Raw genomic sequence first — 24,780 nt, forward strand, 5'->3', positions numbered from 1 at the left:
CCTATGGAAACGGTGGCCGTTGTCGTCACGAAGCCGGCACCGCCAGGGAAAGACCCGATATCCCAGCAGATCCAGGCCGCAACGCGTGGGTATCACGCGAATCTTATCCGGATGCAGGCGCAACCGAAGCCCGAGTAATCGCTCTTCCACCGCTTCGGCAATCTCCCACAATCGGGTTTTGTTGTCGGCAAGAAAGACCATGTCGTCCACATAGCGCAGATAGCATTTCACACTCAGTTGCTCTTTCACCCAGTGATCGAAATCATCCAGGTAAAGGTTGGCAAAGAACTGACTGGTGAGGTTGCCGATGGGGATGCCCCGAGCGCGTTCCACAGGAGTAAGCAAGTCATCGCCGGGAAACCAGTCCGGTGGCTCGTCTGATGCTGGTGAACCGTCGATGATGCGATCGAGCAGATCCAGAACCCGTGCATCCTTGATGCGCTGGCGCAGCTGCGTCTTCAGAATGGCATGATCCATGTTGGGGAAATAGCGGCGGATGTCCAGTTTCATGGCATAGGCATGACGGCGCGCCCATTGCTGATAGCGCGACACCGCGGCATGCGTGCCCTTGCCTACACGGCAGGCATAGCTATCGTGGATGAAACGGCGCTCCAGGGGCGGTGCGATGACATTCATGCATGGTGAACCACCCGGTCACGAAACGGCGCAGCGGCGATGGTACGTGGCTTGCGCTCGTAAAGGCTGAACAGGCGGTAGGCGCCCGGCCAGTACCTCCCGCTTTCCAGCTCGTGCTGCAGTTGCAGGAGATTGGTTTCCAGGCACATGGCGAATTCAGCCACGGCCGGGCTGCGTTTCTTTCCACGGCGCGCCTTCTTCCAGGCAGCATGGAGATTCTCGAAAGAAACCAGCCGCGCCCAGAGATTGCCTATGCGCTTCATGCAGACTCCCGTTTCTGCCGGGCTACCTTGCGCCAGCCCCCCACCTGGCGACCCAGCTCTTCCAGCAGGCGGGCACCGTGCTCATAACGACGCATGGGGATCACCCGCAGCTCGTGACTGAGCCGCCACAAGTGGCGTAACACCGCCAGTTTTCGGTTTGCCTGGTCAAGCCAGGTGCCCTTGTCATGCCGACTGAAACTGGCCTCCACCAACGCCTCGAGCACTTCCAGCGCCAGGCTCTCGATGCGCTCGCCCAGGGTGAATCGCCGCACCCGGGGAAACTGGTCCAGCAACGGAATCAGCCACAACAACCATTCATGGCAGGCTTGTACTGCTGCCGGAATCTCCGATGAGCTTCGCTTCATCGCCTCATCTCTCACCTCAGCCGATGGCTACGCCAACGCCCCCACTTTCCGGCCCGGCTTCGCCGGGCCGGAAAAGGAAAAGGGTAAAAGGAAAAAGGTCAAAGGGATATCCTGGCGAGCCGAAACCCCCCGATGTCGGACCGGAGGCCCGGGGCGGCCCTGGTGCGGCATGCGGAACGCAACAAGCCTGGTTTGAGGTTCCATGAGCCGCCGCGCAACACCCGGGAGGCGCCATTGTTACGCTCTCCACTGGCATCCCGGCGCTCTTTGCCTCCATAATCATAGTCATATTCACTGGCACACCATTCCCAGACATTCCCGTGCATGTCATGCAAACTCCAGGGGTTTGGGGGGAACAGGTCCACTTCCGTGGTGCGTCGGCAGTACACCCCCCGCTTCCCGCGGCCGTAGGTGTAGTCGCCGTCATAATTGGCCTGGTCAGTGCTGATGGTCTCTCCCGTCCAGAACGGTGTCCCGGTCCCGGCCCGGCAGGCGTATTCCCATTCCGCTTCCGTCGGCAGGCGGATCTTCCATCCCGTCTCGCCGCTCAACCATTCGCAGTAGTCCACCGCGTCCCAGTAACTCACGTTCACCACCGGGTGGTCCTCATGGATGTCCCAGCCTGGCGCGTCCGGCAAATCGCGCCCAGTAGCCTCGCAGAACTTCCGGTACATGCCCCAGGTCACCGGGGTCTTCAGCAGGTCGAAGGCCGATACCTTCACCCAGTGCTGGCGTTCATCGTCATCCCTTTCCTCCTCGTCCTCCGGCGAGCCCATGAGAAACCTGCCGCCCGGAATCGCCGCCCAGTCTGCCGGGCCCATGCCATAGCGCTCCTTCCATTCCGCTGGCCAATCGCCTTCGGCTCGAGACTGCTTGCCGGAGCGCTGGCGGGCCTGGGACCGACCGGCGCCGAACGGGGCGCGCTCTCCTCGCCAGGCGAATACGCTCTCGGGCCGGTCTGCCGCCTTCAGCTCCAGCGCCCATTCCATGTGCTCCCTGTACCCCTTGTCCAGACCCCGAGGCCATTTGAGCCGCGCGTTGTTGCCCAGCCGCTGCAAGCCCCCCGGCGGGTGTTCGCCCGTCACCAGGTAGTAACCCAGCGCCCCAAGGGCGTACAGGTCCTGCCGCGCATGCGGCTCCCCTCCTCCACCGTATTGCTCCGGCGGTGCATAGCCTTCAGTAAACATCATCTGGCTGCCGGTCCGGGTCAGTTGACCCAGATCACGCACCAGGCCAAAGTCGATCAGAACCGGTTGCTGGTCTTTCTCCCGGATCATCACGTTCCCCGGCTTGATGTCCCGGTGGATGAACCCTTCACCGTGCAGGTAGCCCACCGCGTCCAGCAGGCCGCGCATCAGCTCCCACGCCGTCTCCGGCGGCAGCGGGCCGATCTGACCCAGCCAGCAGTCCAGCGGCTGCCCCGCAATGCGGGTCATCACCAGGTATTCGGTGCCGTTCTCTTCAAATCGGTCAAATACCCCCACCAGGTGCGGGTGACGAAGGTCGGCCAGGTGAATGGCCTCCCGCCGAAACCGCTCTCGCAGCTTTTCCGCTTCCAGGCGATCGCCGCCCGCGGTAACCGCAGTCTGCCCCGGTATACGAAAGAACAATCGGTTGTCAAGCGGAAACAGTTCCTTCACCACCACCGCCTTGTCAAAGGCGCGGCTCCACGCCTCATAGGTCATGGCAAAACCGCCTCGCGCCAGGTAACGCTCTATACGATAACGGCCGCCTTGCAGTTCCGTGCCTTCCGGCAAGGCCATCGGGTCCGGGCCCGCCCCCGTCAGAACGGACAGCGGTTCGTTGCATGCCGCGCATTCTTGCGCTTCCGCGGAATTCTCGTGGTTACAGACGGGACAGGGAATCATGGGGCGCTCCTCAATCGTCATTTTTCACATTCATTGGTAACCGCCTCGATGGCGGTGGCCAGCGCATCGTAGCGTTCACGCTGGCGATCGAAACGCAAGCGAAAATAGGCCTCTGCCTTGGGGTGGCCATGCAGGTCTGCCTCCAGTTCCCTGATCAGTTGCCGCCAACGTTCGCCATAGAGCCGTTCACCGACTGTGCGCACGGCGTCGGTGTAATCGGCCAGCGCTCCCGATGCCTCTTCGCGCTCCAGAAGGCACCGGACAACAGGCAACTCATCCTGCAACTGTGTGATGGCCTCTTGCAGTATTTCAACGCGCTCCAGCCAGCGTTGCCGCACCGCCGGTTTCAGATCGCGAAGAAAAGCGGACGGTTCCGCTCCGCTGTCTACTGCCGGTGCTGCAGGCAAGGGCCAGACCGCCTCCAGTTCTTCCAATGCCGACAGACAGGCGCGGCGGTGCGCCTCGATGGCCTGGCGCAAGCTGCGCCCCCCCCAGGGGCACAGTTGCTCTTGCAGCCAGTCGCGCAACGCCCGGCTCTGGGCCTCGGCCTCGCGGCGATGACGTTGGCGCAGGCCGGGTTGCGCCTGCGCGGCCTGCTGGCGGATTTTGCGATAGGCGTTCATCCGACTCTGCCACTGACCCTCAAAGCCGGCTGCCAGCCACTGGCGCAAGCGTTCCTTGCACTGTTGCTTGTGCCAATCCTGTTCGGACAGCCAGGCATCCAGGGACGTATCGGCGACGGTTTGCAGGTCGAAATCGTCCTTGCGCGAGGCCTTCAACACCACGCGCGCCCGCTGCGGCCCGTAGAGGTGTTCGTGGTAGAGGAAGCATTCCCCACGCATCAGCCGGGCCAGTTCGTCGCTCTGGGCCGGTTCGAGCAGCATTGCTTCAGCCAGGCAGTCGCGGTCATCGCCTGACACAGTGCGGTGCACCACCTTGACACCGGTATTCTTGAGCACCTCTGGTGCCACGGCAGCGGGTGTCTGGTCAGCGATGATAATGCCCATGCCCAGAGCTCGCACTTCGGCCAGCATCTTGACCATGAAAGCCGCCGCCTCGGCACGCGGGTCGACGCTGTTCTCGCCACCGGCTACCGTACCATGGGTGCCGACGATATTGTGTGCCTCCTCGATGACCAGCACATGACGCAGTCCACCGCCCGCATCGGGGTTAATTCGCAGATAACGATTGATGGCTTGAAGCAGGAACAGGGTAACCAGGTTGGCGTGTTCCTGGGAGAGCTTGTCCAGCTCGATGAGCGTGGGGTGCGCCAGCAATTCTTCCACCGGCGGCAGGGCAACGGCGCTGTCGAAGACCCGCCCCACGGTGCGCTGGGTAAGGCTGGCGAGGCGTACCCTTGCCGCAGTGCGCAGGTCGAGGGCTATGCGGTCGGAGTACTGAAAATCATCCAGCACCCTGTCCAGCGCACTCAGCAGATCGCGCATGGCAGGGAACGGCGCCCGCTTGGTCTTGTCCCTCTTGCCCCATCCCTGATCGAGATAGGCCTGCTGAAGGGTCTGCAAGAGGATTTCGGTGAGCGGCGAGAAAAGCGGCAGGGCCCCTTTAAAACAGGCTTCGAGCATGCCCAGGTGTTCGTCCAGGCGTACCCGCTCGCGGTCAAACTCGAAGGGGTTAAGCTTGAGCGGGCTGAGTTCATCGTCACCACAGGTGTAGACGCGCAAGCGCTGATGCAGATCAGGGTGCGCGATGAGCCCTCGGTATTCGCGCTTGCTGGGCTCGATGATGAGAAAGGGGATGTTCTGTTCCGTCAGCTGGCAAAGGATCTCCACCAGAGTGGTGGTCTTTCCGCTGCCTGTGACCCCGGCTACGAACAGGTGTTTGTTGAGTTGCGACAGGGGAATATGCGCAGATACTGGTCGGTCCGGTTCACACCCCAAGGAAATGACCGGCTCCTGCCAGCCTGCATCTGGCGATTCGGTCTCCAGCCACAGGGTCTTGAGATGGCCATTCTGCGGCACGGGCAGGCGCATCAGTTCGAGGGCGGCCGCGGCCGGGATGATGTTACGCAACTGGGAGAGGCGCTTCCACCGCATTACATCAGCTTCTTGAACACCCCGCACCAGACAGGGCAATCTCATCTGTTGGCCACTCGAGAATGTGGGGGAATAGTGTTGTTCCTTCTTGTTGAAAAAAAGATGGAACCCGCCTCGCAACGCCTTACGCACATGCTGCGAATGTTTTACAACCTCGAGCACCCCATCAGGCGCAAGTTGCAGGGCGATACGACTGGCGGTGCGGTGACATTCATCCATGCGACGCGCCATCACGCGCAGGTTGAAGCGGTAGACCTGACCCTGGTGAAGGTCGTCGAGCAGGGTGTCAAACGCCTTGCGCAGCCGTTCCGCGCCAAGGGAACGGCGCTCGCGCTGGGCTTCTTCTCGCGTTTGCAGGCGTCGCGATGCCGAGCCAAGGCCGCCACGCGGCGAGGACTTGCCCGCAAGCACGCGGATCTCGTTGTGCAGGTCGATGGCCAGGCTGTTGCCTTGCCCATCGGGCTGCTCCCAGTCCATGCGTACTAGGGCAATATCCACCAACACCGGTTCGTACAAGGAGTCGAAAAAGGCGTCCCAACGCTGAGCCTGCCATGCACGCGTCAAGCCATCGCCCCAGCGGGCCACCCAGTAGGCCGGCTCCAGGCCCTTGCCTTCTGCCGCATCCACGCACTCAATGCGGTCCCGCAGACGCAACTGGCATAGCGCGGCAAAGGTGCTTTCATCCGGGAGCATGGTCGCCCCATCCACCGGCTCCGGCGCTGCTTCCCCACCCCACCACTGACGCAACAGAGTCAGGGCGGCTTTAATGTCCGCCTCGTGCTTCGACAGATCCAGCATGGGTACGCCTTCACGGTCATGGCCAGGCGTGATCAGCAGGTAGAGCCGCAAACGCTCAGGTCCCTTGCGCGATGGGTCATAGTCGTAACGCAGCGTGACCGAAACCCGCTCCGCCCCCAGCAGCTGGGCGAGATAGGCGGTAAATCCCCAGACCGCCGTGCTGCTCTCTTCCCAAGCGTCGGGGCGTTGACGGTGGCGCAGCATGCGCAGGTCGGGCAGAGGTGGCAAGCGATAGGCCTTCATTTCCATACGCACTCCTCACTGCCTGGCACCTGGAAACATCTCCGGTCCATCCCACCACTGTTCCACCAGCCGAGCAGAGGTTTCACCAAGGCCGATACGCTTCGCTGCCTCGTAAGGGGTGCAGCCGGCCAGGCGCGGGTCGTGCAACATTTGCCACAGTTTTTCGATAGCCATGCGGGCCAGTTGTTCGGGAGAGATGGCGTTCATATGTATCTTTACCTCCATTAGTTGTCATCATGAAAGGCGCGAAATTACCATCCTTGAAGATTCCTGAACATCTTATTGAGGATCGATGAGTGTTCTATGTACCAAAGGCTCTGTTTCATCCGACACACGCATAAAATCCAACAGTGAGTTCAGGCCTTTTGCGTTTCCTTCCAGGAACTGGAGCCCAAGGCAAAACGAATTTGCTCACTCCTGTCAAGCAATATCGTTTTTTGATCAGAAAAATCACGATTCAGATTCGGCTGTTCGAATGGTGACATATATAATGTGAGTTCGCGACATGAGCAAAGGTGGTCAACATCCTTGATCCCCCACCTGTACCATCAGCAACTGTTCCTGTCCGGCCGTTGTTCCAGCACCCTGGTCGCCAGGGTCTGGTAAGCCACCCGATTCACCTCAAGGTATTCGGTGCCGTTCTCTTCGAACTCTTCCAGGCAGCCCACAACCCTCGGATGCCGCAGCTTGCGCAGCCGATCGCTTGCTGGCGGATGTGCTAGCGCAATAGAAGAGCTGCTGGATCCCGGCCCGATCACCACCGTGATCCCGTCGTCCGAGTGCCAGTACAGGCAGTTGTCGGTGGGAAAAACTCCTTGGATGGCCACCAACTCATTCAGGTATGGTCGTAGGCTTAGTCGATGATGCAAAATCGCCCGGGCCCGACGGTCCTCGATGGGATCGAGGCCGCCGGACAGTACCGTACCCATGTACAACATGCACCGTAGCAGTTTTCCCTCCCAGCCAGCGAGCAGTTGCGGGCAGGACATTGCATTGGTGCGCTTCTCGCCATTACCCAATTCATCATCGGCAGGTGAAGCCCAGCATGTATCAGGGTACACCGTTGCCCTCTGCCTCGCTGTTTGGGCCCAGACGCGCCATCAGGATGAAGCATTCCTGGCACAGTTCAGGCACCCCACCCCGCGACAGCTCGATCTTAGCCTGGAACAGTCGTTGCAACAGGGCCTTTGATTCGTCGTCCCCGCCGTAGTCTTCGAGCAGCGCCCGCCAATCGGCCAGCTTTTGCTGGGATGCCGGAGACAGCACCTCTCCCTGGGCGTGCCGTTGCAACCAGTCCATTTGCAGGTGGTCGTAGGCAAGGTTGATCAGCCCACGAAACACTTCTCGCAAGGCATGGTTCACACGCTGCTGTTCCGCCTGCGCGTAGTGCGCCAGTCCCTGGCGCAGCCGGTCTGCGTCGATCGACTGCACTTGTGCCTGAAGATCGTCCTTGACCCCCTGGCGGTAACGCAGGTAACGCCCGGCACGAATCGCGGAGACGAAGAAAGGATGGCCCTCGGCCAAGTGTTCGCAGACCTGCTGATACCCCACGGTATTGTGCGCCAGGTTGAGGTGCCGAAAAGGCGCGGACCAGCGCACACGATCTATTATAGGGCGGGCCTGTTCCAGGGCCAGATCGGCGATGATGACGAGCAGATCGGCATCTCTACGGTCATTTTCCTGAACAGGTGTTTCAACCAGGGAGCCATGGAGAATCAGAGCCTGCACGGTATTGCCGAGCATCCGTTCCAAGTGACGACTGAAGGCCGCAAGTTGGTCATCGGTTGGTGTTTGCATGTGGTTTACTCCAGATATTCAGAAACTGCTGCCACCAAACAAGGGTGAAGCACCACCCAGCGTGACGGGTTGAGTCGATGGTGCGGCGCTACCCAGAGTGACGGGCGATACCGGCATGGTACCGCCCAAGGTTACGGGTGACGCCGCCATGGCGCCACCCAGAGTGACAGGCGATGCCGGTATGGTGCCGCCGGGGGTTTCGAACGTGTGCCCCAATGAAACCATCGAGGTCTCACCAAAAGTGCTGTGCGAGGGTCCTTCACCAAAGGTGCTGGCCAATGGCTTTTCACCAAAGGTGGTTGCCCGCGGCGCCTGCATGGCCTCGAGGCTTGGGGGCGACGGAGGAGGCGGAATCACCAGGGCCTCGGGCGCTTCGCTGGAAAATGCCGCAGATTCCGTTGCCCGATAATCCATTCTGTTATCGAAAAAGGAACCGGACACTGGGATGGCGTAGAAACTTGCGCTACTGTCCAGCCTGCTGGTTTCCACGTCGAAAGGAGGACTCATGCCGCCTCGGTCACTAGTGGACTCGGCCGGCGAAACCGAGGGTGCAAAATCCATACGGGCCGCCTTCGCAACAGGCTGCTCACCTGCTCCCGGGCAAGATGTGTTGTTCGAAGATGAAGCCACCTTGCCAAAAACCAACCCGGCCAGGCCACCCACCACACTGCCACCCAGGCCGGCCGACACGAATCCCAGTGTGGCGCCCAACAGACCGAGTACCGTTGCGACGGTTCCGCCGCCCGAGCCAGGGTTGTCACCATGCCGCAAAGAGGCGACTGCCGTATAGAGGCGATTGACCAGTTCGGCCAGCCCCTCGGCCGCAGCCTGCGCCGCCTCCCCCTGCCGATAGAGGTTGTCTGCCAAATCGGCACTATGTACGCTGGCTAATCGGTCATTGAAATGCGCTACCTGCTCGTTGGCCTTCTTAAGGTCCGCATCCAGTTCTCGTGCAAGGTTCATGCAGCGCGCAAGAACCTGCTGCAAGGCGCGGCGACCCGTGTGTTCGGCTTCTTCGGCCAGGCGTCGTTCCCTTTCCAGGCGGTTAACCGCCTGGTTCGCCCCTTCAATCTCCTGTTCGGCACGCTGTCGACAAGGATTGTCATCTTCCGCACAGAAGGCCAGTGCCGAACGCGCCGATTCCAGTCGTGCTCGTGCCGTGGTCAATTCATCGGCCACCTGTGCAATTTGTTCTTTCGCAGTGGTCACAGCATCATCGTGATGACGCAATTCATCGATCAGCTGTTCAACCAATTGTTGGTGTTCAATCAGACTTTGACAGGGCATCTTCTATACATTCTCTTGGTTACTACTAAATAGAAGTTCCAAATACCGGACCACTTGGGCAAGAGCGCCTGATTCCAACACCGCCCTCTGGGACAGAGAGTCGTTTCGTGACACGCCGTGAATACCTCCCTGTAGGCTCGACGGCCGCATCCCTGCGGCCGACGGTCACGAAACGACTCTCTGTCCCAGAGGGCTCAGTGCACACAATGAACCTTGGTCTGGTATTTGGAACGTTCATTTAGTATTCTTGTTATGGCGCGGAAAGGAGTGAAAAGTGGTTGCCTTATCGCTTTGATTCTTCTTCCTCTACTTATCTGGCAAGATGGCAACCAAAATCCTTATTTCCTCAGACAAACCAATCCTTGACCAAATCAGATTAAGTTATCAACCTCTCTTTATTCTGACAAATGCCAGGGCAGGCATGATCTGTTCACAATAAGCAACGATTTTTATGCATTTTTCGGCATCATAAAATCGGTCTTCATATGCGGGCTATTCGGTACTGTCATGCCTGATAAGCGAAGTTTTTTCTGATATTCTTATATTTCGACAGATTTCAGGCTACAAACCCTACGCCTGTTGCCTTCTCGTCTTGAAAAAAATGACCGTCACAAGCCAAGAACAACCTGATGGCGTTCTTGCCACCCTGCTTAAAGTTGCATGTTGAAGCATACACGCACTTGTAGAAGAGAAAAGAATCGGTGGCTAAATGACCAGCGTCGGGATTAATCTGACATGATCAGACGGTTATGTCAATTTTCCGGCCCTTCCTTTCCAGATGTCGTACAACGCTGAAAATGTGTTTCCGCAGTACCTGCGCCCAGTCTATTCTGAAAGTCGAGAAACAAACGGGTCTGGGGCTCATTCGCGAACTTGCGCACTCTCTTTAGGCGCATTCTCCATGGGTATGACGGCGCATGAGAGCCACAGGCCATCTGCTTGACCAAAGTATTGACCAATATACGAAAGGGCACTTCGACCGCAGCCAAATTGCTACCATGTAGACACAAGGCCGGCGCCTCATCCTTGGTCACAACCCAAATAACAAAGGCCTCTTCAGACAGGCGCTCTAAGGCTGCCAATACCACATCGAAAGTATCTTCATCCAAATAGATTTCATCAAGTTCGACAGAATTGCCAGCCGTCTTGATCCAAACCTGCAGGTCACGACTAGCCAACAGGGCAAACCCCTGCATTAGCTCACAGCGAAATGTCGACCAGTCTTCCCTATAGATTGCCTGAGAATGCTCTGATCTTGGTTTTTCACCGTTATCCGATGACGAACAGGCAGTGACTATCATAGCCATCAGGGCAAATACAAAGCCAGACTTAAGATTTCCTCTTCTGTTCACGTTACTTCTCTTCTCCCTGTTCCAAGCGAGGCACGCAGCATCCAGGCCAGCGTTACCAGAAAAAACATCAAAATCGATGACGCATTGCCCAGGCGAGCGTTCAGATGATCGCGCAGATATATACTTCTCAATAGGTAATGGCATTTCGCAGGGTACGAGTGAATACCTCGACGAAACTATCAACAGGCACACTCCCGTGACTATGCTTGTAGTACTGGTTTACATGGTCTGTAGACGGACCGATGCCCATACCAATAAGATAAAAACGAGGCAAGGCATTCAGGCGACTGATGACCCTACGGAGATCATCCTCGTTGGAATGCTCCCCCTCCGGATGCCCGTCACTGATCACCAGCAGAATGTGACGCCTGGCAGGAATATGCAAAAGACGACTTGCAGCCTCCTCAAGGCAGGGACCGTCATCATTGTAAACATAACAGTTATTCCCATGAGGGCGATTTCCTGCAACTTCCATAGGCATCTCCCTTATTGCCTTGCGATGTGCCTCGCCATATCGTTCACCAACTGTAATGAACGGGATAAGTCGATTCTGGAAACCATGGACCTCGAAAGGCAACGGCACCCGTGCCAGGCTCTCGGCGGTAAGCAGGGCAACCTGGGTCGCCGGTATTATACGCCCGAAGCACATACTTCCTGACAGGTCTACCAACAGGCTCACAGCGGCGTCAGGTCGGCTTTGCCGAACTGCCCGCATCCACACGCGATTCCTTTCCACAGGTCGCGATTCTGCCAGGAGCGCGCGACGCATGTCGATCCGTATACCACTCGAATATCCGCTTCCCAAGCGGAGGCGTTTACGAGTACGCAGGATGGCGCGTAACTCGGTAACCAAATGGTCAACGATTGGCATTACCTCCTGGCACAGTGCATTATCCAGTGGAGCCCCACCCTCATCACAGGCATCAAGAACGGATGCACTAGTGTACCGTGCATCTGAGCTTTTCGCATGAGCCCTAGACTCTACAGCATCCAACAGTCTCTGGCTCAATGCAAAACGCCCTTGCGTTCCAAGAAATGCACCCGCATACCAGGCTGCAATGGACTTGCTGCCCACAAGACGCGCCAACAAGGTCAACAATTGCTCACCATCCTCGGCGCGACTGACCTCTGACAATCGTCGAGTGATCATCTGTAGCGTTGATTCATGACGCTCCCGTTGAGGAAGCCAAAGTCGCACGGCAACGGGGAGAATTTCACGCATGAATACATCAAGCGCCTGTGATGCCGATACTCTGGAGGCCATCTCACGCAGGCTTACCTGTTCGTTGGACAAATCCGGTGTCAGGCGTGGAATCACCATGCGTCGGTAACGAACCATCTGGCTTGCTGCATCCTGAAATACATCATCAACAAGTGTAGCGGGTACGGTGTCAATGTAGCGCCAGCGTGCCTCACGGGTCTCGTCGAGAGCCTGACGAACAGTTTCATTCAAGCCATCGATAATCCTCGGCTGGCCATACACCGGGTGATCAAACAAGGCCGCCCAGGCAAAGGCGGTGAAATCAGGCGTCTCGGGCGACACCCGTGGTTCCCGCATGGCTTCATGGTTCACGACCAACCACCGAGCCACACCAGGATAGGAACGGATCATCCAGTACTCCACACGCGGGTCCTCGACCGAATTCAGAAGCGGATAGAGGGCAAACGATGGCAAGGCGGTTTCATTCTCTGGGGAAAAGAGCAGATAGCGCGAGATCCGCAAATGACCCACCTCATGCGCAATAAGTCCCGCAGTACGATAGGGATCACCATGTTCCATGTCCACGGCAGGCACCGTGATGGTCGACGTTGCGGGGTTACAACCCCAGGCATCCCCCTTGACAATCCGAATCCCGGCCACGCGTGACAGGATGCGCGCAAAACGCAGAAGTTGTCGCGCCGGTTCGGCAGTGGATCTATAGTCACGGGTTACGCTCACGTTCTATCTCCATTGACGAGAAATTGATCGAGACCTGTCGCTTCAGCCAGTTGCTTCAGGTACAGTTCTTCTTTATTTCCACGCAGATAGTAGCGACTCAGCAGGTTTTCGACCGCTATCTGTGGTGCCCTGCCCAGCGCCAGGGCTCGGTCCAGATAGCGCAAGGCTGCCAGCAGGCGACGACGCGAACCTTCCAGGCCGTTGTCCTGCTCTGCTACTGCACTCTGATGGAAGGCGGCGAGTGCCGTCAGGAATGTATCGACTTCCGGGATTGATGCCACATGGTTGAATACCGGTGTAATCCGTTCAGCATCCCAAGCAATCCCCTGGGTCACTACGCGTGGCGTCTCACCCATGACCCAACAGCGGAGCATGGCAAGCAGATCTACCTCATCTGGCCCATCTACTCGCAAGTAACACAACCATCGGTCAAGGAAGGCAGGGCTCAGTGCCGCACGACCGGCATATTCCTCAGGGTTCATGGTGGCAAACAGGTGGAAGCCTTCCGCCGACTCAAGCGCTGAACCGTCATGTTCGGTGAGCACCAGGGAGGATGGCATCTCGAGCACCGAATTGAGCCGCTCGACCACTTGCGGTTCAGCCAGGTTGACTTCATCCAGGATCACCCACCAACCTCTGCGCATGGCCAAGGGTACCAGCCCATCACGCCAGCGCCAGGGACGTGTTGGCCATCCTTCGGCGGCCTTCAACAATTGCCGTTCCTCGGACGTGAAATCACGCCCGTGTTCGATCACCCGTTCAACCAAACGTCGCCCGCGATCGGTGAGGCAATCGGTATACGGCTCGAGGGTCTCGGGACCGGGCAGATCGGTGGCCCCATCATCCGGTTGGAAACGACCAACAAGTTCGGCCGTATCGGTTTGCCCGTTCAAATTGATACGTACCACTGGTTGGCCGAGCAGGGCAGCCAGATAAAGAATGCTGCTTGTCTTTGAAGTGCCGGTACCCCCTTCGAGCAGCACCGGCTCACCAAGGAGAAGACTCTCGGCCAATGTCTCAAGAATATGCGCGCTGCCGCGATCGATGACATAGTGGCGGAACATCGACAGCGGCGGAACCAGTTGTACATCAGGATGCGCTTTCAGCGGCAGCTCGATTTCGCCAACCAACAGCCTCTCAGCTTCTCGCAGAAGGAAGGCGCGACCAGCAGGTTGCAAGTATACGGTCTCTACATTATTCTCCGATACGCACACCAATTCACCCTCGCCACTTTCACCATGGTCAGTCTCTTCAGCAACGGGAACTTGTTCAAGCTTCACTTTATCCGCCTCAGGAAGATACACCCAAATATCCTTGTCATGTTCGTGCCATAGCTTCTGCGCGACAAACTCTTGCCCAGTCAACATTTTCAACGTACTGGACAGCTCTTCAATCAATATGACCGATGCACCGCCAAAATAGATTCGTCCGGTTCGATCAGAATCATGATAATCATCTACAGAACATCTACCAAACCCCATCTCTTCAACGTGATCAAATACTTGTTCCCAACGATCCTTTTTATCCAGAAACCACATGTGCAAAGTTAAATGGTAAGGGCTTGCATCCTTCATTTGATCCAACAGTGTTCCTTGGCGCGCCGCCCGTATAGGTGCATACAAAGTGACGGTGTGCAGGTGAACTGACTCACCGCGCAGGCCCTCTTCTTCCAGGTGCAATGCCACCTGCCATGCTTGCCCATCATCCGATATCAGGGCATGGATTACAGCCTGGAAGCGAGAACGGACTTCCTTTTCGATCCCAATGAACAGTGCACTCTTCGGGCATTGAATCGTGAATCCACGCTGGAAGACTTCAGCATCCATTCCTGCATCTTCAACATATACCGAGTAAAGACCAAGTTCACTCAGATCATCTTCCAACTCCTTTATCTCAGCCGCGAATGGATCATCTGTCTTAATGCACACAGAGAAACGCGCCGGAGATATCGTCCCATAGGGCACCCTACTACCTTGCAACACAGCTCTAACAGGCAAGGACACAGTCACCCGAAGTGGCCCAGGAAGGCAGCTGTCCACATCGCTCTCCACTATCAGAGGGTAGTCTCCCTCGTCCACCCCCCATCTTGCCAAATGCTCACTCACCGTTGTTAGAATATCTTGACGCGCCCCATTCGCAGCCAACATATCCAGCGCAGTCACGTCGATATTCAAGGTGCTAGATTCCTCCGTTTTTACTACAGAACTCGACAATCTGGTATTGTGAAATCCGCACTCTCTGAGAGAATCCCCCAACTCCCGCAACAGCACCGGGTCATCACCGTTCAGCTCCAGGATAACGCCGCGCGCATAGGAATCCCTCTCATCGGCTGACGGATCATCCAGCACTACAACAGCCTCATAGTCTCCCTGCCCGAATAACTCCTTGACATCCGACCAATCACATTGGGTAATCGCCAGCTGGTACCCGGCATGGCATGCCAGCCATGCAAGTACCTGTATAAAAGGGTTGCCCGCGTTCTGGCAATACAGTCTCCGCCCTCCACCCACGGGGCAGTTGTCATGCTGCCAGGCATTGACACCAGATAGAGATAACGCTCGCGCAATATTCTTGAAAGCCTTCTCGTCAGTCCCTACGAGCTGTATGCCAATATCGATCGATCCTACAAGCAAGGATAGTTCTACATCGAATTTATCCGACGCCATATGCTTGACTGGCGGCCTGATTGGATCAAGCTGCTCAAGAAGATCACGACGTTGAATCGCTGATAGTTTATCGGAAAAACAAACACTATATTCCTCATTGCCCGCAACCTCCTCCTGTACACTTACCGTATGCCCATAACTTTGCAAATGATCGACCAAAGAGCCATGCAACCACCCATACTCCGAGTTACACTTGATTAGTATATTCATACACTTACCTGTATAGTTGATAACGGAACATTCATTTAATGACAAACTACCGACCGATACCTCAGGCTAAACCGGCTCTCTTTCAGTTGCCAAATACTTTCCTCGCTTCAATTTTACCGCCAGGAAGCTACCGCCCTTCAGTACAGTCTGCACGTTTTGACAAACATGGTTACTTATAATCTGTCTGATACTTGCCACAACCTTCCACCAATATGTTGTACGGCCAGCTGGATATCTTGTGCGTAACCGTGCGGTACTCTCCGATCCACACGCATACGGACATCCTGGGGATGACTTTCCCTGAGAAACGCGATCACTCGTCCTTTGTCTGAATAGGAAATGGCTTGCGAGATTCCTTGTGGCGTGACCAAGTATTCCACATTACCGTCCGCGTCATAACGCAACTCGACCAACACAGTCTCCTTGGCGTCCGGCGCAGACATATCACTCTGGTTCTTCGTCTTGGTACTCTCCATGAACATCAACGACTCTTGATGAACCAACGGAAGAACGCAGACCAGAATAACCATGATGATGCCCAGAATGAGAAACCCAAAGTCTGCACTAACCATGGAATAGGTTTTCATCACGCACCTCCAGTACTTACTTGATCAAACGCTCCGCCATCTCCAGGTTTTGCAATGCCTCCTGTCGCATCATGGCGATCTGTTCGGCACTCGAGACATAACCTTCTGCCTTTTTGCTACGATTGACTGATTTCTCGAGCACATGACGGGCCAGCACTTTCTGCTTAACGGGATTTGCTGAGAAATCCTCTCTTTCAATAGACAATACCGACAGCAGTACAAAAATTGATACCTGCAACCACAATTTGATCGTTGACGCAAGAACTTCCAGCTTTTCATTGACACTCATCACATACCCCCCAAGAATATAATCAGTGGTTAAACTTTGCATCCATCTCGGAGATCAGAGCGCTCCAGTCATTTCCCTCATCGTCGGATAAAGACTGTTCCACCTCCCAAGCTCCGTACAACATTGCCTCTTCCTCGCGATCGAGTTCTTCATCTTCCTTGGAATAACCACCATCGAAGATGCCTATCTCACGAAGCACCTTGTCAGTCTGACGCGTTACCGTGGCAAAACGTGTCTTGAGGTTCAGTTCCTTGAGGCGTTGCAGTCGATCCACCAGGCGGATCTTCATCATCTCCAGCACCATAAGCTGCGAGACCAGGACATCCTGGGTGCTACGGAGCTTGTTCAGGCGATGAAGGAAATCATTACCTCTCCTTGTGGTCTTATGCAGTTTGGACATCGTGTTTCTTATCAAAACCTTCGCATACTTAGCATCCTCGGCTCGCAATACACCGCTATCCAGCACACTCTGAATCCCAATAGCGGTGGCATGCACCGCCTGTTCAACCTGGCGACGGGTTTCCGGGCTCACTGAAGCCTGCTTTCCCTTGGCCGTATCCTTTCCGTATGCGGAAACCAGACGATCCGCCACTCCGAGAAGATCCTTGTTCAGGTCATACAACCGACCAATCCGCTCCAGCTCCTCGCTGGTCTGCGTCACCCGAGAATTCACATACTTCGCCATCGCAGCGTTCTTCTCCGCGCCAGCCTTCGCCTTTTTAAAACGATGCAACTCCTGCTTGGACTGGCTGCGAAGATCATGAATACGCTGTTGCGTCATCTGGTTGTTCACATAGTCGCGGATCGCCACTGCCTTATTGTTGAACTGCTCTTCCAGATCAAGCACCAGGGTCGTCTCCGCCAAGACCAACTGACTCATGGCGAGCGCACCCATTACCAGCATCCTCTTGAAAATCTTTTTCATGTGACTGCTCCTGTATCGTTTCCCCTGCGCCATACACCTTTACCGCTTGCCTGCCAATTCAACTCCAACTCGCAATTCCTGGACACGACGCTGCAGATGCTGCTTGACCCGTATGTAACGCTGTTTCATATGAGATAGCTGCCTCTTCCAACGCTCGTGGGTCCAGGCCCTTATCTGCCCCTCGCTGCCGGGGTCGTCACCCAGGCGCGTCACCACCATGATCAACATCGAATACTCGACCGGCTCCTCATCCATCACGACGTGCGCCAATCGGATTCCGCGATAAGCGCCCCCAGCCCATTCCCCAAGCTGCTGCCGCAACCTCGCCGATAGCCTTTTATGGAAGGCGATCTGCTGCTCAATTAGTACGTCACTGTTCTCCAGCCATTGGTAGCCCCATGCCAGATGAAGCACTTCCCGGCTCCGATCGACATACCACCGCATTACGATCCCACTGCTCGTATTTCCAAGCTTCCCGGATGTTGCTTCGAACGGTGGTCGCCCTAGCGTCTGCTCGAACCGTGCCAAGTCGCCTATCCAACGCCAGTAGGCCTCCATGAAGTCACCCAACACGCCCGGCTGCAGGTCAGCGAAAAGCCTGACTTCCAATGTATGAATATCATGTCGTGTAACGGGCAGATACAACGATTGCTCTGTCGCTCCCCCCCTGCCAGATGCCAACAGGAGACCCATCACCCAAACCACCATCATCCGCATCCCGTATCCCCTTCAGTCGTTCAGCACTTTGAACGCCGCACCCCAGATAAACCCCAAAATCACGACCAGCCCCCAATCCGCGAGCCGATCCGGGGCCATGGGCAGAGCTGTCGCCTCAAGTACCTGCAAAACCCGTTCGTGTAATGCGCGATAGATCGACGGCCACTGTTCCGCCAGCACCCGCTGCACCAATTCCACACCGAGCGTGCACAACACCGCCGCCAGTCCATGTGATAACCCGTGTACAATCACAACCTACCCTCCTTCTTGAAACACCAGTAGAACGACAACACCCTCGGGATATAACGGCGCGTCTCCTTGTAAAGTTTCCCTGCCCTCACTCGGTGCGGACCGGCGTTATAGGCCCAGAGCGCCATGCGCACGTCATCGAAGCGCTTGATCATCTCCTTGAGATAACGTGTTCCGCCCGCGATGTTCTTCCAGGGATCCCAAGGGTCTCGCACATTCAGTTCACGTGCCGTATCGGGCATAAGCTGCATCAGCCCGTTGGCGCCCGCTGGTGAACGGGCCCAGCGATCAAAATTGCTCTCCACCTGGATCACCGCCGATATCAAGGCCGCATCGAGTCCATACCGACGTTCCGCCCAGAGAATGGCCGTGGCATAACGGCTCAGACCTTGCCAGTTCACCTGATCACAGGCGCTCTGGGAGATACCCGTCTGAGGCATTGTCATCACACCCGTGATCAACAGAGTCAGCAGCCTTCGATGCCAGTTCAGCATGGCTTACTTCCCCAGCAAATCCTCAACCACCCGGGTAATACGCCCCTTGTCCCGTCCCGGGTTGTAGGGACGCTGCACGCCGGTATCCATGGTCTGCGCCACGGCCAGCACCATCTCCGTTTCGGGCATGAGTACCACGTCATCGTCGATACGATCACGGATTTTCCCCGCTGTCTCGAGAAAGGCATAACGCTGCCCTACTTCCAACTGAACCAGTGCCAACGCCGTCAATACCGCGATCTCGAACCGTCCGTCCCGGCTCCGATAGGCATTCAACAGCTGCTTCCACCCCAACTGACGCTCGGCTGCGCCACTATTGTCGTTCAGCAGGGCTTCAATCCGTTTCTGGACCGCAGCCATCTCGCTGGTATTGGACTGTCCCACCGCGACATAGCCACTCGCTACATCCGGCCGGACAATCTCATCACCTCCCAGGGCCATACAGCCACTCAGTATAAGAACACCGATCATGATCTGGCCCGTTTTGATGTATTGCTTCATGCGTTTCTCCTTTTCATGACAACCTCGCTTCTCTTTATTCCGTTTCAATGCCAAAATCTTCAAAGGTAACTGCTCCGATGGATGGGGATGCGTTTAGCTCCGCGCTCCACGGTCAGCACCTCCAGCAACAAACGTCGCCCTTCGCGCCGATATCGGTAATGAACGGCATCCACTTCCTCGAATCGTACACCTTGCTTATTCAGCAACAGAGCCAAGGTCCCGATGAACTTCTGCTCATAGGCTTCCGGCACAAGAATGAGAAACCGATAGACCCCGTTGCCAACCGCCGCCTCGGTCTTCCGCAAATAATCCTGACGCTGACCTGCCGGCAAATCGCTCGTCACGTCCCGCGTTCGCCGTGCGTATTGCGCCAAATGCACAGACGATGAAAATCGGCCACCTACGATGCGCCCAACCACCCGGTTGCGTTGCCGATCGAAAACGGCCAATACCCCGCCCTGATGCTCGGCGTGTGCCAGATAGCTCCCGAACGGCATTGCGATATCACCTAACAGTGCTGGCATGTTGGCCTGCCGCAATGCCTTTGCTCCGATTGCACGTGCCTGGGACGCAGAGATCATTGTCAGCTTGGGTGATGGCTTCTTATTTGGTGGATTTTGTTCCGACGCTTTCATTGGTGAAGGCTCCACGATACGTGGCATCAATGTCATCTGTTTGGCCCTTTGACTGGCGCTCGCAGACTCGCCCCTCTCATTCTCTCGGGGCACCACCTCTTGCGATGCCGTCTTATCGGCCAACTGCTGTTTCACCTGCTCGGGCAACAACTCGATCATCACCCACCACAGCAAGGCTGCAACAAGGACCGTGCCAACCCCCTTCATCCAGCGGCCTTGTTCACGGCGCATGGCATTCCCTCCCGATTGGGATGGCTGGTTTCTCGTGTCGGAACCGATGTAATGATTTTGCTCTTGCGCTGTTTTTTCCCGAACAGTATCTTTTTCAGCAGACCGGCCGGCAACACCAACAGCAATCCCCATTCCGTGGTGTAGAGCATCCGCGAAGCCCCTTTGAGAAACTCGCCCAGAACCTCCATCAGATTGTCAACGCCCTTGATCTGATAGAACTGCTGCAGGGCTTCACGCAAGCCATCAACCGTGCCCAACATGCCCAGCAAGGGTGCGACAAAGATGACAATATCGAGACCCTTGGCGAACCGGTCGCCCCGAAAATCCCGTGCCATCACGGCGCGCCCGAGCAGGAACAAAAAATAGGCCGTCAAAGGCAGCAGCCCCAGAATCACAGGCCCCACCTGCCGGTACCAATAGGCCACGGCACCCAGCGCCACATCGCGCTGCAGGTACAGTTGGTAGAACATCAACGTAACAATGGCAAACAAAATCAGGTTAAGCACCCACCCCGATGTGTGTTGTCTGAGCATGGTCACTTTTCCTCGATATCGAAACGGCGATTGCGGAACAGGTGCTCTACCGAGAGCCCCTGATCCAGACGACGGTTGACTTCGCGCATGAACACTCGATAGCCAAAGCGTGGCCAGTCGTACTGGCTTTTCATGCGGAATCCGTTGGTATTCGCCAGTTGCATGACCATGCGCGGATCCGAGACCACTCGAACGTCCTTTTGCATCAGATAGGTCTCACTACGCGCCAGCCGGTACAAGGCATCGGCGAAGACCTTCGGTTCTGCTTCGGCCAACCAGGCATGGAGGAGCTGGGCCTTCGCTTCCTTGTGCTCCTTCCAGAAGCGGGCGGTACCAAGTCCTCCTGCATTGGCCAAGCCAGATACAAGCACCAAGCCTGTTACGATCGACACGATCTGCTTCATTTGTTGCCTCCGTGAGCTATGTACAAGTCAGTTGGTTGCGTATTTCATGAGAAGCTGGCGAATCACCTGATCGTTCTCTCGCGTCAACGTCATGATCTCCTCACTCGTTGGCACCGGTTGGCGGGATACCGGCTCGACCGAATCAGCGACTGCCGTCGAGGATTCACCTTCTGCCGTGTCACTCAGCACTTCATCGACAGTCGGCACTGGTATCCCATCGACCGTTTCACGGACAATCGTCTGTTGTGTCAAAGCTGGCTTACCCCCTGTACTGGCCTGCGCCGCCTGCGATTGGTGCTCTTCATCCGCCTGACCCAGACTCGCATCCGCCGCCAGCCCCTCCGAGGTACCGCCCTGCCCGGCATGCCCCGTGCCCACGAGCTGGTCACCCCGGGCCGAATCCACTTTCTTCTTCGGTTCAGTCCTGTGCTGCAAATGGTGTGATACCTTCTCCTGCACCTGCCCTCCCGGCTTGAACGCCCCGCCCAACAGGGCCAGACCAGCAGCGATAATCAACAAGATCAACAGGCTTCTCATGATGTTCTCCTCGGATAGATTTGCCTTGCAGTGACATTATTTACCGCATAGTCACCATTTTTTGTTCCTGGTTAGATACTCGTCAGAACCCTTGATAAATACCGCCTTGTGGAGCTGTTGGCGCGCTTTACGGGCTGCCATTTGTGGATGAACGGTTTCGCAGCGTGTGAAGTGTCGCCATAGGGGTTACAGCACCAGTACTGAATGCTGCGAATCTTGTTGTCGTACTGCGCGTAATATTTTTGGTAGCTACAGTTGGCCATAAGTGTCTCGTAGCGATAGCTTGTCGATTTCTCTCACGTCACTCATTTACCGCAACATTGCCATTTCCCATCGCCTGGACACTCGATTTGCAGAACATGTAGAGAAAAGCATGAGCACAGGACCTGCAATCAAGCATTGAACGGCAAAGCGGAGAGCTGCTCTGCTCAAGGAAATCTACAAAGATCCGGCATCCTATTTGCCATCGACTTCAGATCGGGCCGCCCCGTTTCGAGGTGGCTTACCGACCAACCCGCACTGACGGTAGCGCAATGGGCAGAACAGCAGCCGGAATCCGCCATACGCGTGATGCGGGACATATGGTTCTTCTCAACTGAGTGGCCAGGATTCGTTTCTGTCGCGTGCCATGAAACCTCACCCACCATTGAATTACCGTACTATTGCCAATTTTTGCTCTCTCCAAGAAGAGGGTGGAGCAAGCGACTCATCGTCACAGCGCTCTGAAGTTCGTTACGGATGTGGTCTACGGATCTTGGACACCCCGAGGAGTGCTAAACTCCCACAACAATTGAGGTGTTCAAAGACATGGCGAGAAAGTCCTATACGACGGAGTTCAAACGTGAAACCGCGGCTATGGTGCTGGATCAAGGCTGTGGCATCCGACAAACCTGTGAATCCAAAGGGCCCCCTCTCAAGCTCTCTTAGCAGGCTGTTGAAAAAGCCCCCAATTTCGCCACAATGTCCCTGATTCTGTTGTTTTGGAGCATTCCTTGATGCGCGGACCCAACACACATCAAGAAACGCTGTTCAGCGCAGTCATTCCAGAGGAGTGCGCCCCGGCGGACATTCGTTATCCGACCGACATTGACCTGCTCAACGAAGCGCGGAAGAAGACCGAAGCAATCATTGATACGCTGTTCGAGCCCCTGAGGGGCACCCGTCGCAAGCCGCGGACCTACCGTCGCCAAGCGCGTCGTGCATATGTGGCCTTCATCAAATCGGGGCGCCGCAATGGACGCGCACGGCGCAAGGCGCTGCGGCGTCAACTGGGCTATCTGAAGCGGAATCTGTCGATTATTGACACGCTGAGCGAAGAGGTATCGCTGACGCTGCTGAGCGCCCATCAGTATCGAAACCTGCTGGTGATACGGGAGCTGTATCGTCAGCAGCAATGGATGTACGACCATGGCAGCCGGCGGATTGCCGGCCGCATCGTCAGTATCAGCCAGCCGCACATTCGGCCGATCGTGCGCGGCAAGGCAGCCTCGCCGACCGAATTCGGAAGCAAGCTGTCGGTGAGTCAGGTGGACGGATTCGCCTTTCTCGACCGCCTGGACTGGAACGCCTACAACGAATCAGGAGTCCTGGTTGCGCAGGTGGAAGCCTACCGCAGGCGGTTTGGTCATTACCCTGTTAGCAACAAATAGAACTGTCCGGTTTTGTAGCACATAAACTGTCCGCTCTTGGACTGATTCTAAGTGGCTGAAGAAGCGGGGAGGCGGACGTTATCCCCGTTCTCCTGTTCAGGTGAAATCAGTGTCCCGTCCGGGGTATAGCTGGCCAGTTTTCTGGGGCCGTGGAAGACGGCCAGGGAGCCGTTGGGGTAGCGGTGGACCCGAACCTTGGCCTTGGCATAGTGAGGCCGACACGGGGTCAAGTCCCAATTCTGCTGTAAATTCTTCTCTGCAGGATCGGCGTTGTATCGGTTTCAGTGGTCGATGCTGACCACCTTTTCCTCCTCCTGGTTGGCAGGCTTCCGGGCCTCCCACCATTCGTGAAAGTCACTCATGTCCAGATAGCGTCGGCCTTGCCATTCTTCGTGGATCTCCGCCACCAGGGCGCCGATGAGGCGATGGGCGGATTCCTCGTTGGGGAAGATCCGGATCACCCGCTCGCGCCGGCGTATTTCCTGGATCAGCCGCTCCTGCATGTTGGTCGACTTCAGCCGCCGGCGGTACTTCTCCGGCAATGCCAGCACCGCCAGCGCATCCTCCAGTCCCTCCTCCAGGCAGGTCACCGCCCTGGGGGCCTTCTGCTCCATCTCCTCCATCAGGGCGTGGGCCTTCTCTCGTGCCTCGGCCGCCGTCTCCGACCGGAATATCCGCTTCAGGCCTTCGGCCAGCGCTTCCTTGTGCCGCGAGGGCGTGTGTGAGAGCACGTTGCGTCCGAAGTGCACCTGGCACCTCTGCCAGACCGCCCCCTGAAAACAGCGCCGCACCGCCCCCACCAGCCCCTTGTGCTCGTCCGAGATCACGAAGGCCACGCCATGCAGCCCTCGGCCCTTCAGCCAGTCGAACATGTCCCGCCAGAAGCCCTCCGACTCGCTGTCACCCATCCTGAGCCCCAGTACCTCCCGGTACCCTTCGGCATTGATGCCCGAAACCAGCAGTCCGGCCTTGGACACAATCCGGTCGTCCTCCCGGGCCTTGACGTACAACGCGTCAATCAGCAGAAACGGGAAACGCCCCAAGGGGCGCTCGTTGAACGCCCGTACCCGGGCATCCAGCGCCGCGCACAGCCGCGAAACCATCGATTTCGAGAACGACGCCCCGCACAGCTCTTCGGTGATTTTCGACACCTTCCGGGTCGAGACCCCGTTGACCACCATCTCCATCAGCGCCAGGACCAGCGCCTGCTCCGAGCGCTGGTAGCGTTGGAATATCTCCGTCGAGAATGACCCGTCACGGAACTGCGGCACCCGCAGTGTCAACGGCCCCACGCGGCTGTAGAGTTGACGGGTACGATACCCGTTCCGGTACCCCGTCCGAGCCTCACAGCGCTCGTACCGGCCCGCTCCAAGCTGCTCCTCGGCCTGCGCTTCCAGCACCTGGTTCAGCACGCTCTCCACCAGCTCGCCCAGTCCCTCCTTGCCGCCGCCCAGCAGGTTGGACAACAGGGCCTCATTCACCTTAATCTCATACTCGGCCATCGTGGTCTCTCCTCTTCGTTCAGGTTGATGTCTGCAACACCAATCCTAC

At 56.8% G+C, this 24,780-nt stretch carries 23 protein-coding genes and 2 pseudogenes; 1 reads left to right on the plus strand and 24 read right to left on the minus strand.

The features are described 5' to 3' along the window. Positions 1–114 precede the first annotated feature (114 nt). From ACZ5BH_RS00570 to ACZ5BH_RS00680, 23 genes and pseudogenes are all read right to left on the minus strand, one after another. Positions 115–636: pseudogene (locus tag ACZ5BH_RS00570) on the minus strand (RNA-directed DNA polymerase); the annotation flags it as partial. Then, on the minus strand, positions 633–899 hold the full coding sequence (locus ACZ5BH_RS00575; protein WP_464889986.1) for a hypothetical protein: 267 nt from the start codon (positions 897–899) through the stop codon (positions 633–635). The pseudogene ACZ5BH_RS00570 and the gene ACZ5BH_RS00575, both read right to left, overlap by 4 nt. Further along, a complete protein-coding gene (avd, locus tag ACZ5BH_RS00580; protein WP_464889987.1) occupies positions 896–1,207 on the minus strand; it encodes a diversity-generating retroelement protein Avd in 312 nt (103 codons plus the stop codon). Before avd ends, ACZ5BH_RS00575 begins: the two co-directional genes overlap by 4 nt. Positions 1,208–1,362: 155 nt before the next feature. Further along, the gene (locus ACZ5BH_RS00585) at positions 1,363–3,132 is read right to left on the minus strand and encodes an SUMF1/EgtB/PvdO family nonheme iron enzyme (RefSeq protein ID WP_464889988.1); all 1,770 of its coding nucleotides are present in this window, start codon (positions 3,130–3,132) and stop codon (positions 1,363–1,365) included. A 17-nt stretch (positions 3,133–3,149) separates the two neighbouring features. Further along, the gene (locus ACZ5BH_RS00590; RefSeq protein WP_464889989.1) at positions 3,150–6,233 is read right to left on the minus strand and encodes an ATP-binding protein; all 3,084 of its coding nucleotides are present in this window, start codon (positions 6,231–6,233) and stop codon (positions 3,150–3,152) included. Positions 6,234–6,242: 9 nt separating this feature from the next. Continuing rightward, the gene (locus ACZ5BH_RS00595) at positions 6,243–6,434 is read right to left on the minus strand and encodes a hypothetical protein (protein WP_464889990.1); all 192 of its coding nucleotides are present in this window, start codon (positions 6,432–6,434) and stop codon (positions 6,243–6,245) included. Positions 6,435–6,775: 341 nt separating this feature from the next. Beyond that, entirely contained in the window at positions 6,776–7,156 is a 381-nt protein-coding gene (locus ACZ5BH_RS00600; RefSeq protein ID WP_464889991.1) for a hypothetical protein, read from the minus strand. 121 nt (positions 7,157–7,277) lie between these two features. Further along, the gene (locus ACZ5BH_RS00605; RefSeq protein ID WP_464889992.1) at positions 7,278–8,024 is read right to left on the minus strand and encodes a hypothetical protein; all 747 of its coding nucleotides are present in this window, start codon (positions 8,022–8,024) and stop codon (positions 7,278–7,280) included. A gap of 18 nt (positions 8,025–8,042) precedes the next feature. Then, on the minus strand, positions 8,043–9,311 hold the full coding sequence (locus ACZ5BH_RS00610; protein WP_464889993.1) for a hypothetical protein: 1,269 nt from the start codon (positions 9,309–9,311) through the stop codon (positions 8,043–8,045). Positions 9,312–10,063: 752 nt separating this feature from the next. Next, positions 10,064–10,663, minus strand: a complete 600-nt coding sequence (locus ACZ5BH_RS00615; protein ID WP_464889994.1) for a hypothetical protein — start codon at positions 10,661–10,663, stop codon at positions 10,064–10,066. A 127-nt stretch (positions 10,664–10,790) separates the two neighbouring features. Continuing rightward, positions 10,791–12,602, minus strand: coding sequence for a cobaltochelatase CobT-related protein (locus ACZ5BH_RS00620; protein WP_464889995.1), 1,812 nt, complete (start codon positions 12,600–12,602; stop codon positions 10,791–10,793). Then, the gene (locus ACZ5BH_RS00625) at positions 12,599–15,478 is read right to left on the minus strand and encodes an AAA family ATPase (RefSeq protein WP_464889996.1); all 2,880 of its coding nucleotides are present in this window, start codon (positions 15,476–15,478) and stop codon (positions 12,599–12,601) included. The genes ACZ5BH_RS00620 and ACZ5BH_RS00625 overlap by 4 nt, the downstream gene beginning before the upstream one ends. A gap of 173 nt (positions 15,479–15,651) precedes the next feature. After that, positions 15,652–16,065, minus strand: coding sequence for a hypothetical protein (locus tag ACZ5BH_RS00630; protein WP_464889997.1), 414 nt, complete (start codon positions 16,063–16,065; stop codon positions 15,652–15,654). Between the two features lie 16 nt (positions 16,066–16,081). Next, positions 16,082–16,396 (minus strand): hypothetical protein, encoded by a 315-nt coding sequence (locus ACZ5BH_RS00635; RefSeq protein ID WP_464889998.1) that lies wholly within the window; start codon positions 16,394–16,396, stop codon positions 16,082–16,084. Next, on the minus strand, positions 16,377–17,279 hold the full coding sequence (locus ACZ5BH_RS00640) for a hypothetical protein (RefSeq protein WP_464889999.1): 903 nt from the start codon (positions 17,277–17,279) through the stop codon (positions 16,377–16,379). The genes ACZ5BH_RS00635 and ACZ5BH_RS00640 overlap by 20 nt, the downstream gene beginning before the upstream one ends. Positions 17,280–17,318: 39 nt before the next feature. Further along, positions 17,319–17,996, minus strand: a complete 678-nt coding sequence (locus ACZ5BH_RS00645) for a hypothetical protein (RefSeq protein ID WP_464890000.1) — start codon at positions 17,994–17,996, stop codon at positions 17,319–17,321. Between the two features lie 12 nt (positions 17,997–18,008). Then, on the minus strand, positions 18,009–18,248 hold the full coding sequence (locus ACZ5BH_RS00650) for a hypothetical protein (protein ID WP_464890001.1): 240 nt from the start codon (positions 18,246–18,248) through the stop codon (positions 18,009–18,011). After that, entirely contained in the window at positions 18,245–18,739 is a 495-nt protein-coding gene (locus ACZ5BH_RS00655) for a lytic transglycosylase domain-containing protein (protein WP_464890002.1), read from the minus strand. The genes ACZ5BH_RS00650 and ACZ5BH_RS00655 overlap by 4 nt, the downstream gene beginning before the upstream one ends. Positions 18,740–18,742: 3 nt before the next feature. Continuing rightward, positions 18,743–19,240 carry a hypothetical protein gene (locus tag ACZ5BH_RS00660; protein WP_464890003.1) on the minus strand — a complete coding sequence of 166 codons (498 nt, stop codon included), beginning with the start codon at positions 19,238–19,240 and terminating at the stop codon, positions 18,743–18,745. Between the two features lie 59 nt (positions 19,241–19,299). Then, entirely contained in the window at positions 19,300–20,106 is an 807-nt protein-coding gene (locus ACZ5BH_RS00665) for a hypothetical protein (RefSeq protein WP_464890004.1), read from the minus strand. Beyond that, positions 20,079–20,639, minus strand: a complete 561-nt coding sequence (locus ACZ5BH_RS00670; protein WP_464890005.1) for a MotA/TolQ/ExbB proton channel family protein — start codon at positions 20,637–20,639, stop codon at positions 20,079–20,081. The genes ACZ5BH_RS00665 and ACZ5BH_RS00670 overlap by 28 nt, the downstream gene beginning before the upstream one ends. A 2-nt stretch (positions 20,640–20,641) precedes the next feature. Continuing rightward, positions 20,642–21,043, minus strand: coding sequence for a hypothetical protein (locus tag ACZ5BH_RS00675; RefSeq protein ID WP_464890006.1), 402 nt, complete (start codon positions 21,041–21,043; stop codon positions 20,642–20,644). 27 nt (positions 21,044–21,070) lie between these two features. Continuing rightward, positions 21,071–21,580, minus strand: a complete 510-nt coding sequence (locus tag ACZ5BH_RS00680; protein WP_464890007.1) for a hypothetical protein — start codon at positions 21,578–21,580, stop codon at positions 21,071–21,073. A 1,373-nt stretch (positions 21,581–22,953) separates the two neighbouring features. Between ACZ5BH_RS00680 and ACZ5BH_RS00685 the strand changes: the two are divergent. Next, a pseudogene (locus ACZ5BH_RS00685) lies at positions 22,954–23,220 on the plus strand (IS5-like element ISAcma17 family transposase); the annotation flags it as partial. A 290-nt stretch (positions 23,221–23,510) separates the two neighbouring features. Here ACZ5BH_RS00685 and ACZ5BH_RS00690 read toward each other — a convergent pair. Then, on the minus strand, positions 23,511–24,731 hold the full coding sequence (locus ACZ5BH_RS00690; protein WP_464890008.1) for an IS256 family transposase: 1,221 nt from the start codon (positions 24,729–24,731) through the stop codon (positions 23,511–23,513). Positions 24,732–24,780: the final 49 nt, after the last annotated feature.

This window comes from Thioprofundum lithotrophicum (genome assembly GCF_055387065.1).